The organism is Streptomyces sp. NPDC050988 (genome assembly GCF_044456225.1).
GTDB lineage: Bacteria > Actinomycetota > Actinomycetes > Streptomycetales > Streptomycetaceae > Streptomyces.
Genome location: NZ_JBITFQ010000001.1, coordinates 734,883 through 749,738, shown reverse-complemented (window position 1 = coordinate 749,738; position 14,856 = coordinate 734,883). Strand labels below are relative to the sequence as shown.

The window sequence follows — 14,856 nt, the reverse complement described above, 5'->3', positions numbered from 1 at the left end:
AACTCCGGGGCAGGACCGGCGCCCGCCGTCAGGACAGGTGGCCGATGTGCGCGAGCGCCTGCTTGAGGAGGGCTCCGGTGCCGCCCGGCATCTCGTTGATGACCACGGGCGACGCGGCCTCCTCGGGAGTGAACCAGACCAGGTCGAGAGCGTCCTGCCGCGGGCGGCAGTCACCGGACACCGGGACGATGTAGGCGAGGGACACCGCGTGCTGGCGGGGGTCGTGGAACGGCGTGACTCCGAGCGTCGGGAAGTACTCGGCGACGGTGAAGGGCTGCAGCGAGGCCGGGACGCGGGGGAGTGCGACCGGGCCGAGGTCCTTCTCCAGGTGGCGCAGCAGGGCGTCCCGCACCCGCTCATGGTGCAGCACCCGGCCGGAGACGAGCGCGCGGCTGACCGTCCCGTCCGACCCGATGCGGAGCAGCAGTCCGATGCTGGTGACTTCGCCGCTGTCGTCGACGCGGACGGGTACGGCCTCCACGTACAGGATCGGCATGCGTGCGCGCGCCTGCTCCAGTTCGTCGTGCGGGAGCCAGCCGGGCGTGGTTTCGGTCATGTCAGACATTGGTTGATCATACTTTCAGCGTCTCCAGTAGCGAGCGTGTCGCGTGCCACAGCCGGGGCCGAGGTCACCCGCGCGACACGGCATGACCGGGGCCACGGTTCGCCCGCGGCCCCGGCCCTCTGTATACATCCGCAGGGTTCCTCGTGGACGTCGTCAGGGCGTCGCCTCGGTGACCTTCGTGGCCGTGTCGCCGTCGACCGCCGCGCCGAGCTGCGGCACCAGACGCTCCAGCATGTACGGCAGGCTCAGCACCGACACGAACGAGACGGCGTTGCCGTAGTCGCCGGCCTCCTTGACGAAGACCTCGCGCCCCTGCTTCACCACGTCCAGGTCGGCGTAGAGGGCGTTCTTGTGGAGCGTGGCCGCGTCCTCGAAGAGGTCCGCGTCGTGCTCGGCCACCAGCATCGCCGTGCGCAACTCGGCCGGGTCCAGGTCCCGCAGGGGCACGCCGTCCAGCTCCACCGTGCCCCTGTCGGGGTCGGCCCGTCGGGCCAGACAGCGGAGCAGGTCGGTGGCGTGCGCGGGGTCGGTCGCGACTACACCCAGCAGTTCGCCGGACGCGATGTCCAGGTCCACCTCGCGCAGCCGCCGTGACTGACGCCGGTCAGCCGCAGAGCGCCGCGCACCGGCCGGGCCAGGCTCCGGTCTCCGGCCGTGACCGTGTGCGGGGTTGCCAGGACCTCCGCGATCCGGGTGGCCGAGGCGCGGCCCTGGGCGAGCCCGGCGTTGACCAGCGCGAGCACCTGAAGTGGTCCGAGCAGGAAGAGCGCGCGAGCCCAATCGCCGACACCAACTGGCCCAGGCTGATGCTGCCCTGCGCGGCCGGCCGCCCGCCGACCAGGGCGACGACGGCGATCAGGTAGCCCGTCAGGGAGAGCACCATGCCGTTGAGGACGCGCAGCCCGGCCATCAGGTCGGCGGCGACGGCCGAGGCGTGTGCCGCGCGCTCCTGTTCGGCCTCGCTGCGGGTCTCCAGCGGCTTGCTCAGCAGATGTCCGAGCCAGAGCAGCACGGGTGTGCCGAGCAGGACGACCAGGCCGAGCGTCACCGACGTACGTAGCAGGACGACGGCGGTGGTGAGGATGCCCACCAGGGCCGAAATCCCGTACATGACCGCCATGTTGACGGCGCCGACGCGCTTGGCGTCCTCGGTGGCGATACTGGCGAGCGCACCGGGCAGCCGGCCTTCCTCGGTCCCGCCGCCGGGATGCAGTACCCGTCGCACGAGGGCGATGCGCAGGGCGTGTTCGGCCCGTACAGCGGAGCGGTCGCCGGTCCAGGCGCCGAAGCGCCAGCTCAGCGCCAGCCCCACGTGGACCACGGCGAGGACGCCGAGCCACAGGACGAGGGCGCCGGTGTCGGACCTGGTGACGGCCCGGTCGATGACCACGCCGATCAGGACCGGAACCAGCGCCTCGCCCAGCTGATGCCCGGAGCCGAGGAGCGAGCCGAGGGCGGCATCCCGCCGCTGCCCTCCGACCGATTCCCGCAGGACGTCCCGCCCCGTCGGATATGAAGGACTCACCCGTATCCCTCCGGGATGGAACGCAGAAAGTTAGGTGAGGCTACCCTAAATTCATGAGTCATGCCCGGTGAGGGAACGTGGAACCGACCGTTGCCGTGCGGGGGTGGGACGGCACGTGGATCCGTGCCGTCCCAGCCGGCCGCCGGGGTCCCTCAGGCGGGTCGCGCGGTGAGGCCGCCGGCCAGGTCGTCCGCGCGATGGGCGAGCAGGGAGTCGAGGATCTCCCCGGACCGAATCGCCGTGGTGGACAGCAGGGTCGAGGTGAGTCCGTGCGTGTGCTCGGTCGCGCCCTGCAGATAGATGCCCGCCGTGACGTCGGGCGTGAGTTCGACACGGTGATCGCGTCCGACGCGCACGGCGTCCTTGTCGTCCCGCAGGCAGAGTTTCGCGGTCCTGCCCAGGAGGGTGTCGAGATCCCTGGGGCGGTAGCCGGTCGCGTGGACGAGCAGGTCCGCGGAGATCACCTCCCGTTCCCCGGTGGGGAGATACTCGACGGTGACCTCAAGGTGGTCGTCGAGAGTGCGTACGTCCCGGATGCGGGACACGTTCCGCAGGCGCAGCCGCTCACGGCCCTGCACCTTCTCGCGGTACATGGTCGCGTACAGCGACTCGATGAGATCCATGTCCACCACCGAGTAGTTGGTACTGCGGTGGTAGTCGACCAGGGACTGTTTCACCTCCGGTTTGGAGCGGAAGTAGACGTCCACCGCCTCCGGGTCGAAGATCCGGTTGGCGAACGGGCTGTCGTCGGCGGGCGTGTACCCGTACTTGGCGAAGATCGCGCAGATCTCCGACTCGGGGAAGGACTGGTGCAGATAGTCCACGGCCTCGGCCGCGCTCTGGCCCGCGCCGAGCACCAGGACCCGGCCCACCGGGGTGCCGGAGTCGTTCAACTCGCGTACCCGTGGGACGAGTTGGCTGTTGTGCCAGATGCGGTCGGACAGGGCCGTGTCCGGCGGCAGGTGCGGCTCCAGGCCGACGGCCACCGAGATGTTCCGGGCCCTTCGCCTGATGGTCCGCTCGGGGGCGCCGGGCACGCGGCTGACCACGTCCAGCCAGCGGACCTCCCCGTCGGGTCCGGTCACCGGGTCGACCGACACGACCTCGTCGGAGTAGTCGACGAGGTGGGCGACCCGGGCGGCGGCCCACTCGAAGTACTCGTGGAACTCGATCCGCAACGGGAACAGCGTCTTCGCGTTGAGGAAGTCCACCATTCTGCCCCGCTCCCGCAGAAAACACAGGAAGCTGAAGTCGCTGGTCGGGTTGCGCATGGTGACCAGGTCCTTGAGAAAGGACACCTGCATCGTGGCGTCTTCGATGAGCATTCCCCGGTGCCAGCCGAACGACGGCTGGCGCTCCAGGAAGCCCGCGCGGATCCGGTGCTCCGGAGGGACTTGGGCGTTGTGTTCCTCAACCGCGATGGCCAGTGCGAGATTTGACGGACCGAAACCTATACCGAGCACGTCAAGAATGGCGTCCGGCTCGTCATGCAGTGTGTTCACCGCAATTTTCCTTCCCCTAGGCGCCACTGATGTTAAATAAGGTTAGCCTTACCTAGCAATGGTATGTCCCAGGAGGGGATCGACGATGCGGGTCGTCATGTTCGGCCGTCGGACCTGGGGGCATCGCACGCTCCAGGCTCTGTTGGACTCCGGCCTGGCCGAGAAGCGCGGGACCCGCAGCGGCCGGCGGCCGTGAACGGGGCCGTCGTGGCCGAAGCGGCCACCTCCTCTGACACCGAGTCCTCCGCAGGTGACCTCACCGACCGCCTCGCGGCGCTGGAACCCCTGCGCGGACACACGGTCGTCGTCAAGTACGGCGGTCACGCGATGACCGACGACACGCTCAGACGGGCCTTCGCGCAGGACGTCCTCACCCTGCGGCGCGCCGGCGTCAGACCGGTCGTCGTGCACGGCGGCGGTCCGCAGATCGGCGCCCACCTGGACCGCCTCGGCCTCAAGTCGTCCTTCCTGAACGGGCTCCGGGTCACCACTCCGGAGACCATGGAGGTCGTCCGCATGGTGCTGTCCGGCAAGGTCCAGAAGGAACTCGTCGGCCTGCTCAACGAAGACGGCCCGTACGCCGTCGGCCTCAGCGGTGAGGACGGGCGCACCCTCACCGCCGTCAAGCGGTACGCCGAAGTGGCCGGTGAGCCCGTCGACATCGGGCTCGTCGGGGACGTGGCACGGGTGAACACCGCGGTCGTGCGCGTCCTGCTCGACAGCGGCCACATCCCGGTGGTCTCCTCCGTCGGCCGGGGCGAGGACGGGCAGGTCTACAACGTCAACGCCGATACGGCGGCAGGGGCGTTGGCGGCCGCGCTGGGCACGCGGATCCTGGTCGTCCTCACCGATGTTCCCGGGCTGTACGCGGACTGGCCCGCGAGCGACCGGATCGTAGACCGGATCGGCGCGGGGGAACTGGAGCGGTTGCTGCCGACGTTGAACGGCGGCATGGGGCCCAAGATGGAGGCCTGTCTGAGGGCAGTCAGGGGCGGGGTGGGAGCGGCCCGGGTGCTCGACGGGCGCGCGCCGCACGCGTTGCTCGACGGGCTGGCCGGTGTCGTCGGAACGGGGACGACGATCCTGGCGTGACGCTCCGCCGGGGGCAGGGTTATTCGGCTGCGGCTGCGGCTGCGGCTGCGGCTGCGGCTGCGGGTGTGCGGGGGCTGGTCGCGCCCCGCGGCGGAGCCGCAAAGCCGAACAGGGCCCGAATCGTAGAGGGAGCGCCCCCGCCGTGCGGAGACGGGAAGTTCCGCACGGCGGGGGCGTCCGGCCGGCCCTCGGGACCGTGCTGGGGCCGGGGTATCAGGGGCGGGTGGTGAGGTAGCCGCCCATGGAGGTGAAGTACTGCGTCGCGGACAGCTCGCGGCCGTCCTCGGTCCGTACACGGGTGATGGCCAGGCCGTGGTTGCGACCGGTGCGCGCGTCGGCTCAGGCGACGATGACCACGCCCTCGCCCTCGCGGTAGAAGACGCGGCCGGGCGTACCGCCGTAGCGGCCCTCGGACACCACGGCGGCGAGGACCTCGAGTCGCTTGCCCTTGTGGCAGGTGAACGCGCTGGGGTACGGCTCGGACTGGGCGCGGACCAGGCGCTCCAGGTCCTCGGCCGGCCAGGCCCAGTCGATGCGGATGTCCTCGGCGGCCCGCTTGCGGAAGAAGCTCGCCTGGGACCGGTCCTGCTTGGTGAACTCCGTCTGCCCGGCGGCGATGAGGTCGAGCGCGCCGACGGCGACCGGGGCGATGAGGTCGACGGTCTTGTGGAAGAGGTCGGTGGCGGTGTCCGTCGGTCCGACCGGAACCGCCTCCTGCCGGACGATGTCGCCCGCGTCGAGTTCGTCGTTCATCATGTGCGCGGTGACGCCCACTTCGGTCTCGCCGCTGATCAGGGCCCAGATCAGCGGGGAGAAGCCGACGTACTTCGGCAGCAGCGAGTCGTGGATGTTCAGCGTGCCGTGGCGCGGCAGGTCGAAGATGCGCGGGCTTTTAGTTAGGTGAGCCTAACTTAACCCTGGCATTCCTCTCCATCGCCGATTCCACCTCGGCTCCCTCTCAGACGCGCTTCCTGAAAGGGCCACCGAACATGAGCACCAACCCTTTCGACGACACCGAAGGCCGCTTCCTGGTCCTGGTGAACGACGAGGGCCAGCACTCGCTCTGGCCGTCCTTCGCCGAGGTGCCCGGAGGGTGGACGGTCGCCTTCGACGAGAACACCCGGGAGGCGTGCCTGGACTACATCGAGGCGCACTGGACCGATCTGCGCCCGCGGTCCCTCGCGACGTCCGGGGACGTGTGACCCTGCCGGCCACTTCGGGGGACACCGCTGATGCTCTGCACCAGACTGACGAACGCCCGCTTCTTCACCATGGATCCGGACCACCCCGTGGCCCATGACCTGGGCATCTGGCGGGGCCGGATCGTGGGTCTGAACGCAGCGGTGACTTCCCTGCCGGCCCGAGAAGTGGTCGACCTCCAGGGCGCCACCGTGCTGCCCGGCTTCATCGACAGCCATGTGCACCTGGCCTGGACCGGTTTCAAGGCGGGCACCCCGAGCGTCGCCCCGTGCGCCTCGGTCGAGGACGTGCTCGTCGCCGTGGCAGAGGTGGTGGCTCGTACGCCGGAAGGGGGCTGGGCGGACCTCGCGGGGTACGACCAGCGCGGCCTGGGACGCCATCTGACCGCCGCCGAGCTGGACAAGGTCGGCGCCGGGCGAAAAGTCTTCATGATGCACGACTCCGGACACGGCTGCATGGTCAACACGGCCGTCCTGGACCTGCTGCCCGCCGAACTCCCGCATGAGGACGGCTTCCTGGCCGAGGGCGCCATGGGAGCCGCGCGGGCGCTTCGACTCCCGTACTCCCAGCAGGAGTTGGCCAACGCGATCGGGCTGGCCGCCCTAACCTGCCTGGCCGAGGGAGTGACGGCCTGCGCGGAGGCGGGCATCGGCGGCGCACTGTTCGGCCACAGCCCGGTCGAGCTTGGTGCCTATCAACTCGCCCAGGAGCAGGGCAAGTTGCCGCTCAGGGTGCAGCTCATGGTCGAGCGTGCGTCCGAGTCCGGTCAGGTGATCGGCCCGGACGAGGGCATCATGGTCGACGAGGCTCTGCGCGTACACCGTGGCCGGCGCCTTCGCCTGCCACTGGGAGGACAGCGCGGGGAGTCTGACGCCCGGGAAACGCGCCGACCTGGTCGTCCTCGGCGACGACCCGAGGAGTGTCGACGCCTCGCGCATCGGTGACATCGAGGTGGTCGCGACGTTCGTCGGCGGCCGTGAGACCGAGGAGGCCGCGTCGTGAGCACGCGGACGGACAACGACAACACCCGGTACGCACACCTGTGGCAGGGCTCGTCCTACCCGCACCGGTGGGTGCTCTGGGACACCGCCGGGGACATCCTGGTGTTCGACCGGGACGCCAACGGCCTTGTGGACATCGACGACGAGCGTGTCCGGCGGGACGTCGTGCGCAGGATGCGCGAGGCGGGCGTACCGGAGAGCGACGACTATCCGGGTCGCCCCTGCTCGTGAACGACCCGCTTCGGCGAAGGCGAAGGCGAAGGCGCGGACGCGGGCAGAGGCGAGGGCGAAGGCATCACATGCTCTGTGCCGCCCTGCCGTGCAGGAGCTGGCGGATCAGCTGGTCGGTGGTGCACACCACGCTGGTGCGTCCGATCCACCGCAGTGCCATGGAGTGGTCCTCGGCGGAGAAGTCGGCCACCGCGTCGGCCACGACGAACGGCTGGATGTCGTTCATGAACGCGTCCGCGGCCGTCAGCAGTATTCCGAGATGTGCCCGCACCCCGCAGAGGATCAGCTGGTCGCGCCCCTCGGAGCGCAGCAGCCGGCCCAGATGGCTGCGGAGGAAAGCGTTGTGGCGGACGTTGACAAGTACGTGCTCTCCCACCCGGGGCGTGAGTTCCGCGACGATCGCCGCGTCGTCGCCGGGCTCCTGACCGATGCCAGGGCCCCAGATGTCGTTCATCAGCCCTCGCTGGCCCGGGCGTTGGGCGGCCGGCTCGGCGCTGAACACCACCGGCATGCCGAGCGTCCCCGCGAGTTCGCGCAGGGTGGCGCTGTTGTCGAGCAGCTCCACGACGGGCGAGCAGTCCGGCGGGAAGGCCTGGACGAAGTGGTTCTGCATGTCGTGGATCAACAGCGCGGCCCGTGCCGGGTCGATCGTCCAGGGCGGGCCCGACGGGGGCACCGCGGAACGGTCGGGCATGGGATAGGAGTTGATGACCGGCAAGCCCATGGGCGGACTCCTCCCTGATGGCGTGTGCGCCGAGCCCGATCGAGGGACGTTAGCTTAGCCTAAGCTAACTTGATGAGTGGTGGATCGTCAGATGGCCGGATCGGCCCATGTAGCTGGAGTTCGAGGAGCGAGGATCATGGCGAGCAGTACGTACCGGGACGCCTGGGGCATCCCGCATCTCCGCGCCTCCGATCCGCTGCAACTGGCCTTCGCCCAGGGGAGGAACGCGGCGCGCGACCGGGCCTGGCAGATCGAGGCCGAAAGGCATCGCTCGCAGGGCACCACCGCCTCCTTCCTCGGTGCGGCCGCCGTCCCCTGGGACCGTTTCGTCCGACAGGCACGGCTCGACGACACCGCTCGGCGCTGCTTCGAGACACTGGAGGAGGAGACGGCGGCCTGGGTGTCGGCGTACGTCGACGGGGTGAACGACGGCCTTGAGCGGGGAGCGGCCGACGCGCCGGAGTTCGCGGCCACGGGTCTGGCCCCGGGGACCTGGCAGAAGTGGACGCCCCTCGGCGTCTGGCTCGCCCACCACATCCTCTTCGCCGGATTCCCGACCAAGCTGTGGCGCGAGGAGGTCGCACGCCGACTCGGCGACGAGGCCCTCGAACTCTTCGCCGCGGACGGCCCCGCCACCTCGGGCTCCAACGGCTGGATGGTCGCGGGCGACCGCACCGAGTCCGGGGCCGCGCTCATCGCCGGCGACCCCCATCGCTTCATCCAGGACCCGGGCTTCTACCAGCAGATCCACCTCTCGTGCCCGGAGTACGACGTCATCGGCTTCGCCGTCCCCGGGGTACCCGGCATCGCGCACTTCGGCCACACCGGGACCGTGGCCTGGGCCATCACCAACGCCATGTCCGACTACCACGACCTCTACCGGGAGCAGCTGCGCACATCGGATGACGGCATCGAGGCGCTGGGGCCCGAGGGCTGGCGGCCGGCCGCCCACCACCGGGAGACCATCCGGGTCGCGGGCGCCGACCCGGTCGAGATCGACGTGATCGAGACGGAGCGCGGGCCGGTCATCATCGACGGACCCGCCGACGGGGCCGAGGGTGACTCGGGACCCGCCGCGTTCTCCGAAGGCATCAGTCTCCGCTACCCGCCCCGCGTCACCGAGGACCTGGGGTTCGACGTGCTCCCGGCCCTCCTCCGGGCCCGTACGGTAGGGGACGTGGACCGGGCGCTCGACGGCTGGATCGAGCCGGTGAACGTCGTGCACGCCGCGGACACGTCCGGTGGGCTGCTGCACCGGGTGGCCGGATACGTGCCCGTACGGCACCGGGAGAACGGGCTGCGGGTCGTGCCCGCCTGGCGGAGCGGGCACGAGTGGCAGGGCCGCCACGACACACCTCGCGCCGAGGTGGACGGCATCGCGGTGATGGCCAACGAGCGTGGCCTCGCGGCACCGTTGGGCACGGAGTTCGCCCCGCGCTACCGCGCCGACCGCATCGGCGACCTGCTGCGGGCGTCATCGCAGTGGGCGCCCCAGGACATGGCCGCCATTCACATGGACACCCAACTCGCGGCCGCCGCGCCCCTGTTGGAGCGAGTGGCACGGCTCGACGGACTCGGCCCCGAGGCAGAGGGGCTGAGGGCGCGGCTGCTGGCCTGGAACCGGCATATGGACGCCGACAGCACCGCCGCCGCGGACTTCGCGCGGCTGCGCTCCGCGGTCGTACAACGGGTCGCGGCCGCACCGGAGTTGAAGAGTCTCGCCGTGCCGCCCCTGCCGTATCCCGTGGTGTTCGAGCCATGGCTGAACCTCACCGCGAAGGTCGCTTCCGCGCTGGAGAACCTGCTGGCCACCGAGCTGCTCCCGGGGCTGGACAGTGCGGCTGTCGTCCGGGCGGCTCTGGAGGAGACGGCGCGCCTGGATCCCGTCACCTGGGGCGAACTGCACCGGCTCGCCCCGGCCCGGATCCTCCCCGCCGCCGAGGGCGAGGAGTGGCCCGGACTGGGCGGGGACCACGACTGTGTGCTGGCCACGTCGAGCACGCCCGGTCTGACCGATCTCAGCTCCCGAGGGCCGTCCGCCCGGTACGTCTGGGACCTCGCCCGCCGCGAGAACAGCCTCTGGACCGTGCCCCTGGGCGCACGCGGCATCCCCGGAGACCCGCACCGGCGGGACCAGCTTCCGCTGTGGCTGACGGGTCAACTCGCCCCTGTCATCACTGATTTCGCGCTCCTCACCGAAGAACCGGAGCACGGTTCCCGGCGTCTCGGAATGTGATCGTCCGTTCTTCATGCGGACGAATGAAAGGTGAAGGCCCCTGGTTTTTCGCTCTCCCCGCTCGGACAGACCGGTGCCATGGTTCACGGGAATTGGGCGGAGACCTCAGGCGAGTCCGGGTTCGGCGACCGGGAACTCCATGAATCCCAGGAGGAGTTACGAAGGGCCCTGTCCTGGGAGGTGATCGCCGGCCACCGGGAGCGGCTGATGAGACTTGTCCGTCGCCGGCTTCCTAACGCGCAGGACGCGGAGGACTGTGTACAGGAGGCGATGATCAGGGCGGCCGCCTTCGGTGATCTGGACCGGGAGCGCATCGGCCTCTTTCTGACCTCGGTGGCCCTGCGCCTCTGTGCCGACAGCCACCGCGAGCAGGAGCGGAGCCGGCTGCTGCTGCCCCGCACCGCCGATGTCCGTACACCCGAGATCCCGGACGAGGGCGTGTGCGACAGGGACTTCGGGCGCTGGCTGCTCCGCCAGGTGCACCTCCTGCGGGGCCGCGAGCGGCAGGTCGTGCTCGCTCGCGCCCACGGCATCTCCACTCTGGAATTCGCCCGCATCCACCAGATCTCGGTCAAGGCGGCCGAGGGCGCGTTCACCCGCGGTCGCGCACGGCTTCGGCTGATCTGCGCCAGGTCCATGGACGGTGTCGTGGTGTAGTCGGCGAACGCCGATTTCGAGCAAGTCTCCCGATTCCTCCGGCCACGCTGTTCAATGAGTGTGAACGTATCTGCGGAAGGAGCCGTCCGTGTCCCCTGTGGTCGTGCCGCCCGTCGGCGCGCGCATCCGGCAGGCGCGTACGGCGCGGGGGATGAGCCTGCGCGGTCTCGCGCGCGAGATCGGGGTCTCCGCGAGCCTGATCTCCCAGATCGAGACGGGCAAGAGCCAGCCCTCGGTGAGCACCCTGTACGCGATCACCACCGCGCTCTCCATCCCGGTCGAGTCGCTCTTCGACGCGAAGGGGGAGACGGCCCGAACTCCGGCGCCCGCGGCCGTCGGCGCCCCGCCCGACACCGTGCTGCACGCCCTCGCCGCCTTCGCCGCCGATCCAGGCCGCAGGATCGGACCGCTGGTCGGAGGTGGTGAGCGGGAGGTGCTGGAGCTGGACTCTGGTGTTGTATGGGAACGTCTGGGCCACGTTCCGGGAGCTGACGTCGACTTCCTGCGCGTGACCTACCGGCCCGGCGGGACCTCCTCCAGCGCGGGAGGCCTGATGCGGCACCCCGGGACGGAGTACGGCTATCTGACCTCCGGCGAACTGGTCCTCACGCTCGGCTTCGAGGAGTACGTGATCCGGCCGGGCGACGCGGTCTGCTTCGAGTCGACGACCCCGCACCGGTATCGCAACGACGGCAGCGAACCGGCTGTCGGTGTCTGGTTCGTGTTCAGTATGGGTTGACACTTTCCCCGGACGGTCGTTCACTCCGAATGAGGGTGGTGGTCGTCATGGCAATCCGCACATTCGGACCGAACGCCGTCGACTGGGAACAGCGCATCGACCTCGACCGGCTGCGCGGACAGCGACTGGCCCGGCTCCACGAGGCACTGAACCGCTCCGAGCTGGGAGCGCTGCTCAGCTTTGACTTCGCCAACATCCGCTACATGTCGTCCACCCACATCGGCACCTGGGCGATGGACAAACTGATCCGCTTCGCACTGCTCGTCCGCGGCGGCGAACCAATCGTCTGGGACTTCGGCTCCGCCGCCCGCCACCACCAGCTCTACAACCCCTGGCTCGACTACAGCGACGGCAAGGAAGGCCCGCCCACCGGCGCCCGCGCCGGCATCTCCACCCTCCGCGGCGCCTTCCACCCGGACGCCGGCATCGGCGCGGACGTCGCGGCGAAGGTGGCGGCGGAACTGCGCGAACACGGCCTGGCAGGCGAGCCGTTGGGCGTCGACCTCGCCGAGATGCCCGTCCTGCACGCCCTCAAGGAGGAGGGCATCGACGTCGTCGACGGCCAGCAGATCTTCCTGGAGGCCCGCCGCGTCAAGACACCCGACGAGATCTCCCTGCTCACCCAGGCCTGCTCAATGGTCGACGCCGCCTACGAGGAGCTGTACGCCCATCTGCGACCGGGCGTACGCGAGAACGAGTGCGTCGGACTCGTCAGCAAGGTCCTCTACGACCTCGGCAGCGAGTACGTCGAAGGCGTCAACGCCATCTCGGGGGAGCGCTGTTCACCGCATCCGCACGTCTACAGCGACCGGCTGATCCGCCCCGGCGACCCCGCCTTCTTCGACATCCTGCACAGCCACCTCGGCTACCGCACCTGCTACTACCGCACGTTCGCCGTCGGCAGCGCCTCACCCGCCCAGCGCGACGCGTACATCCGCTGCCGCGCCTACATGGACGAGGCCATCTCCCTGGTCCGGCCCGGCGCCACGACCGCCGACATCGTCCAAGTCTGGCCGCGTGCCGAGGAGTTCGGCTTCCCGGACGAGACAGCCGCGTTCGCGCTCCAGTACGGGCACGGGGTGGGCCTGTCCATCTGGGAGAAGCCGATCTTCAGCCGCCTCGTCTCGCTCGACCATCCCGAAGTCCTCGAAGAGGGCATGGTGTTCGCGCTTGAGACCTACTGGCCCGCGGCGGACGGCTGGTCGGCGGCGCGCATCGAGGAGGAACTCGTCGTCACGGCCGACGGGTGTGAGGTGATCACCAAGTTCCCCGCCGAGGAACTCCTCGTCGCGGGCCGCAAGTACTGGACCGTCGGCGGCGAACTCAACACCCGGCGCGAGTCCCAGTCCCACCTCAACACCCGCGAGGGCAGGGGGGAACGATGACGCACGCCCTCCAGCGGGACGAGGCCGCGGATCAGGACGCGGCCCAACTCCTCGCGCTGTACGAGCAGATGGCCGTCATCCGGCGTACGGAGAAGGCCGCCCACGACCTGTTCATGTCCGGCCTCGTCAAGGGAACCACCCACCTCGCCGCCGGACACGAGGCGATCGCCGTTGGCGCGAGCGCGGCCCTGCGCGACGACGACTACGTCTTCGCCACCTACCGCGGCCACCACCACGCACTGGCCCGCGGCGCGACCCCCGAGGAGTGCCTCGCCGAACTCATGAGCCGCGCCACCGGACTGTGCAAGGCCAAGGGCGGCTCGATGCACCTGACCAAGGCCTCGCGGAACATGCTCGGTTCGTACGCGATCGTCGGCGCCCATCTACCGATGGCGGTCGGCGCAGCCTGGTCGGCCCGGCTGCGCGGCACCGGACAGATCGCCGTGGCCTTCTTCGGCGACGGCGCGACCAACATCGGAGCCTTCCACGAGGCGCTCAACCTCGCCGCCGTGTGGAAGCTGCCCGTGCTGTTCGTCTGCGAGAACAACCTCTATATGGAATACACCCCGATCGCCGACGTGACCGCGGTGGCCAACCCCGCCGCCGACCGGGCACCCGCCTACGGCATCCCCGGGGAGATCGTCGACGGCAACGACGTGGTTGCCGTGCAGGAGGTGGTGACCCGCCTCGCGGGCCGGGCCCGGGCAGGAGACGGGCCCAGCCTGCTGGAGGCGCAGACCTACCGGCACTTCGGCCACAGCCGCGCCGACCCGGCGACGTACCGCCCGGCGGAGGAGGTGGAGCGCTGGCTCAAGCACGACCCGCTGGACGTGGCACGCGGCCGGCTCGCCGAACTCGGGGTGCCCGCCGACACGGTCACCGAGGCCGACGAACGCGCAACCGGCCTCGTACAGGCGGCAGTTGAGGCCGCCAAGAGCGCGCCCGCGCCCGATCCCCGGGAGGCGCTGACCGACGTATGGGCCGACGGAGGTGCGGCGTGGCGGACGTGATCACCTACCGGCAGGCGGTCGCCGAGGGCATCGCGCGGGAGATGCGGCGCGATCCGACGGTGGTGTGCCTGGGCGAGGACATCGGCGCGGCGGGCGGGGTGTTCAAGACGACCGCCGGACTGCACGAGGAGTTCGGGTCCGGGCGGGTGTGGGACACGCCGATCTCCGAACAGGCCATCGTCGGGGCCGCGATGGGCGCCGCGATGACCGGCATGCGACCCGTCGCCGAGATCATGTTCTCCGACTTCCTGGCCTGTTGCTGGGACTACCTCGCCAACGAGATACCCAAGGTGCGCTACATGACGGGTGGTCAGGTGACCGTCCCGCTCGTGGTGCGTACGGCCAACGGCGGTGGACTCGGCTTCGGCGCGCAGCACTCACAGGCCACCGAGAACTGGACGCTGACCGTCCCCGGGCTGAAGATCGCGGCACCGGCGACACCCGCCGACGTGGTCGGCATGATGGCGGCCGCCATCCGCAGCGACGATCCTGTGGTCTTCTTCGAGCACAAGGGACTCCTCGCGACCAAGGGAGCGCCCGCGCCGCCGGACCACGTCGTCGAACTGGGGCGGGCGGCCGTCGTGCGCGAGGGCGCCGACATCACGCTCGTGGCCCTCGCCTCGATGGTGCCGGTGGCGCTCACCGCCGCCGAACGGCTCGCGGAGGAGGGCATCGAGGCGGAGGTGATCGACCTGCGCTGCCTGGTGCCGCTCGACACCCGGACCGTGCTCGGCTCGCTCGCGAGGACCTCGCGCCTCGTGACCGTCGAGGAGAACCCGTACCAGGGCGGCTGGGGAGGCACGCTCGTCTCGGTCGTCGCCGACGAGGGATTCGGCCTCCTCGACGCGCCCGTGCGCCGGGTCGCCGCCGAATGCGTGCCCCTGCCCTTCGCGGACGCGCTCGAGGAGCAGGTGATCCCCACCGTCGACAAGGTCGTGACCAAGGTCCGCGACCTCACCGCGTACTGAACTCGGCAAGGAGAGAGGCGA

Annotated in this window: 12 protein-coding genes and 3 pseudogenes; 10 read left to right on the top strand and 5 right to left on the bottom strand. The window is 70.2% G+C overall.

Annotation, left to right across the window (positions count from 1 at the left end; translation table 11 throughout):
* Nucleotides 1-28 precede the first annotated feature (28 nt).
* From ACIBEI_RS03250 to ACIBEI_RS03240, 3 genes and pseudogenes are all read right to left on the bottom strand, one after another.
* Nucleotides 29-556 carry an NUDIX hydrolase family protein gene (locus ACIBEI_RS03250; protein WP_200401382.1) on the bottom strand — a complete coding sequence of 176 codons (528 nt, stop codon included), beginning with the start codon at nucleotides 554-556 and terminating at the stop codon, nucleotides 29-31.
* Between the two features lie 354 nt (nucleotides 557-910).
* A pseudogene (locus tag ACIBEI_RS03245) lies at nucleotides 911-2,090 on the bottom strand (ABC transporter transmembrane domain-containing protein); the annotation flags it as partial.
* Nucleotides 2,091-2,242: 152 nt separating this feature from the next.
* On the bottom strand, nucleotides 2,243-3,592 hold the full coding sequence (locus tag ACIBEI_RS03240; protein ID WP_398884511.1) for a lysine N(6)-hydroxylase/L-ornithine N(5)-oxygenase family protein: 1,350 nt from the start codon (nucleotides 3,590-3,592) through the stop codon (nucleotides 2,243-2,245).
* A gap of 207 nt (nucleotides 3,593-3,799) precedes the next feature.
* Between ACIBEI_RS03240 and argB the strand changes: the two genes are divergently transcribed.
* Entirely contained in the window at nucleotides 3,800-4,684 is an 885-nt protein-coding gene (gene argB, locus ACIBEI_RS03235) for an acetylglutamate kinase (protein ID WP_398884509.1), read from the top strand.
* Between the two features lie 213 nt (nucleotides 4,685-4,897).
* Here argB and ACIBEI_RS03230 read toward each other — a convergent pair.
* Nucleotides 4,898-5,572: pseudogene (locus ACIBEI_RS03230) on the bottom strand (methionyl-tRNA formyltransferase); the annotation flags it as partial.
* Nucleotides 5,573-5,673: 101 nt separating this feature from the next.
* On the opposite strand from ACIBEI_RS03230, the gene ACIBEI_RS03225 reads away from it, so the two are divergent.
* From ACIBEI_RS03225 to ACIBEI_RS03215, 3 genes and pseudogenes are all read left to right on the top strand, one after another.
* Nucleotides 5,674-5,886, top strand: a complete 213-nt coding sequence (locus ACIBEI_RS03225; protein ID WP_189839450.1) for an MbtH family protein — start codon at nucleotides 5,674-5,676, stop codon at nucleotides 5,884-5,886.
* A 30-nt stretch (nucleotides 5,887-5,916) separates the two neighbouring features.
* Nucleotides 5,917-6,886 (top strand): annotated as a pseudogene (locus ACIBEI_RS03220) (amidohydrolase family protein).
* Complete coding sequence (locus tag ACIBEI_RS03215; RefSeq protein ID WP_398884506.1) at nucleotides 6,883-7,116, top strand: hypothetical protein; 234 nt, start codon at nucleotides 6,883-6,885, stop codon at nucleotides 7,114-7,116. Before ACIBEI_RS03220 ends, ACIBEI_RS03215 begins: the two are co-directional and overlap by 4 nt.
* Before the next feature lie 64 nt (nucleotides 7,117-7,180).
* Here ACIBEI_RS03215 and ACIBEI_RS03210 read toward each other — a convergent pair whose 3' ends face one another.
* Nucleotides 7,181-7,840, bottom strand: coding sequence for an isochorismatase family protein (locus ACIBEI_RS03210; RefSeq protein ID WP_398884504.1), 660 nt, complete (start codon nucleotides 7,838-7,840; stop codon nucleotides 7,181-7,183).
* Nucleotides 7,841-7,976: 136 nt separating this feature from the next.
* Here ACIBEI_RS03210 and ACIBEI_RS03205 point away from each other — a divergent pair, with 136 nt between their 5' ends.
* The 6 genes from ACIBEI_RS03205 (at nucleotide 7,977) to ACIBEI_RS03180 (ending at nucleotide 14,835) form a co-directional block, all read left to right on the top strand.
* Entirely contained in the window at nucleotides 7,977-10,076 is a 2,100-nt protein-coding gene (locus ACIBEI_RS03205; protein WP_398884502.1) for a penicillin acylase family protein, read from the top strand.
* A gap of 78 nt (nucleotides 10,077-10,154) precedes the next feature.
* Entirely contained in the window at nucleotides 10,155-10,733 is a 579-nt protein-coding gene (locus ACIBEI_RS03200; RefSeq protein WP_398884500.1) for an RNA polymerase sigma factor, read from the top strand.
* An 88-nt stretch (nucleotides 10,734-10,821) separates the two neighbouring features.
* Complete coding sequence (locus ACIBEI_RS03195; RefSeq protein WP_398884498.1) at nucleotides 10,822-11,472, top strand: helix-turn-helix domain-containing protein; 651 nt, start codon at nucleotides 10,822-10,824, stop codon at nucleotides 11,470-11,472.
* 47 nt (nucleotides 11,473-11,519) lie between these two features.
* Nucleotides 11,520-12,857 (top strand): M24 family metallopeptidase, encoded by a 1,338-nt coding sequence (locus tag ACIBEI_RS03190; protein ID WP_398884496.1) that lies wholly within the window; start codon nucleotides 11,520-11,522, stop codon nucleotides 12,855-12,857.
* Complete coding sequence (locus tag ACIBEI_RS03185) at nucleotides 12,854-13,867, top strand: thiamine pyrophosphate-dependent dehydrogenase E1 component subunit alpha (RefSeq protein ID WP_398884494.1); 1,014 nt, start codon at nucleotides 12,854-12,856, stop codon at nucleotides 13,865-13,867. Before ACIBEI_RS03190 ends, ACIBEI_RS03185 begins: the two co-directional genes overlap by 4 nt.
* Nucleotides 13,855-14,835 (top strand): alpha-ketoacid dehydrogenase subunit beta, encoded by a 981-nt coding sequence (locus tag ACIBEI_RS03180; protein ID WP_398884492.1) that lies wholly within the window; start codon nucleotides 13,855-13,857, stop codon nucleotides 14,833-14,835. The genes ACIBEI_RS03185 and ACIBEI_RS03180 overlap by 13 nt, the downstream gene beginning before the upstream one ends.
* The last annotated feature ends 21 nt before the right edge of the window (nucleotides 14,836-14,856 follow it).

Excerpts from the sequence above, each read along its gene's own strand:
- ACIBEI_RS03185 (WP_398884494.1), top strand. The coding sequence starts at position 12,854 with ATGACGCACGCCCTCCAGCGGGACGAGGCCGCGGATCAGGACGCGGCC.
- ACIBEI_RS03200 (WP_398884500.1), top strand. The coding sequence starts at position 10,155 with ATGGTTCACGGGAATTGGGCGGAGACCTCAGGCGAGTCCGGGTTCGGC.
- ACIBEI_RS03250 (WP_200401382.1), bottom strand. The coding sequence starts at position 556 with ATGACCGAAACCACGCCCGGCTGGCTCCCGCACGACGAACTGGAGCAG.
- ACIBEI_RS03190 (WP_398884496.1), top strand. The coding sequence starts at position 11,520 with ATGGCAATCCGCACATTCGGACCGAACGCCGTCGACTGGGAACAGCGC.
- ACIBEI_RS03225 (WP_189839450.1), top strand. The coding sequence starts at position 5,674 with ATGAGCACCAACCCTTTCGACGACACCGAAGGCCGCTTCCTGGTCCTG.
- ACIBEI_RS03210 (WP_398884504.1), bottom strand. The coding sequence starts at position 7,840 with ATGGGCTTGCCGGTCATCAACTCCTATCCCATGCCCGACCGTTCCGCG.
- ACIBEI_RS03205 (WP_398884502.1), top strand. The coding sequence starts at position 7,977 with ATGGCGAGCAGTACGTACCGGGACGCCTGGGGCATCCCGCATCTCCGC.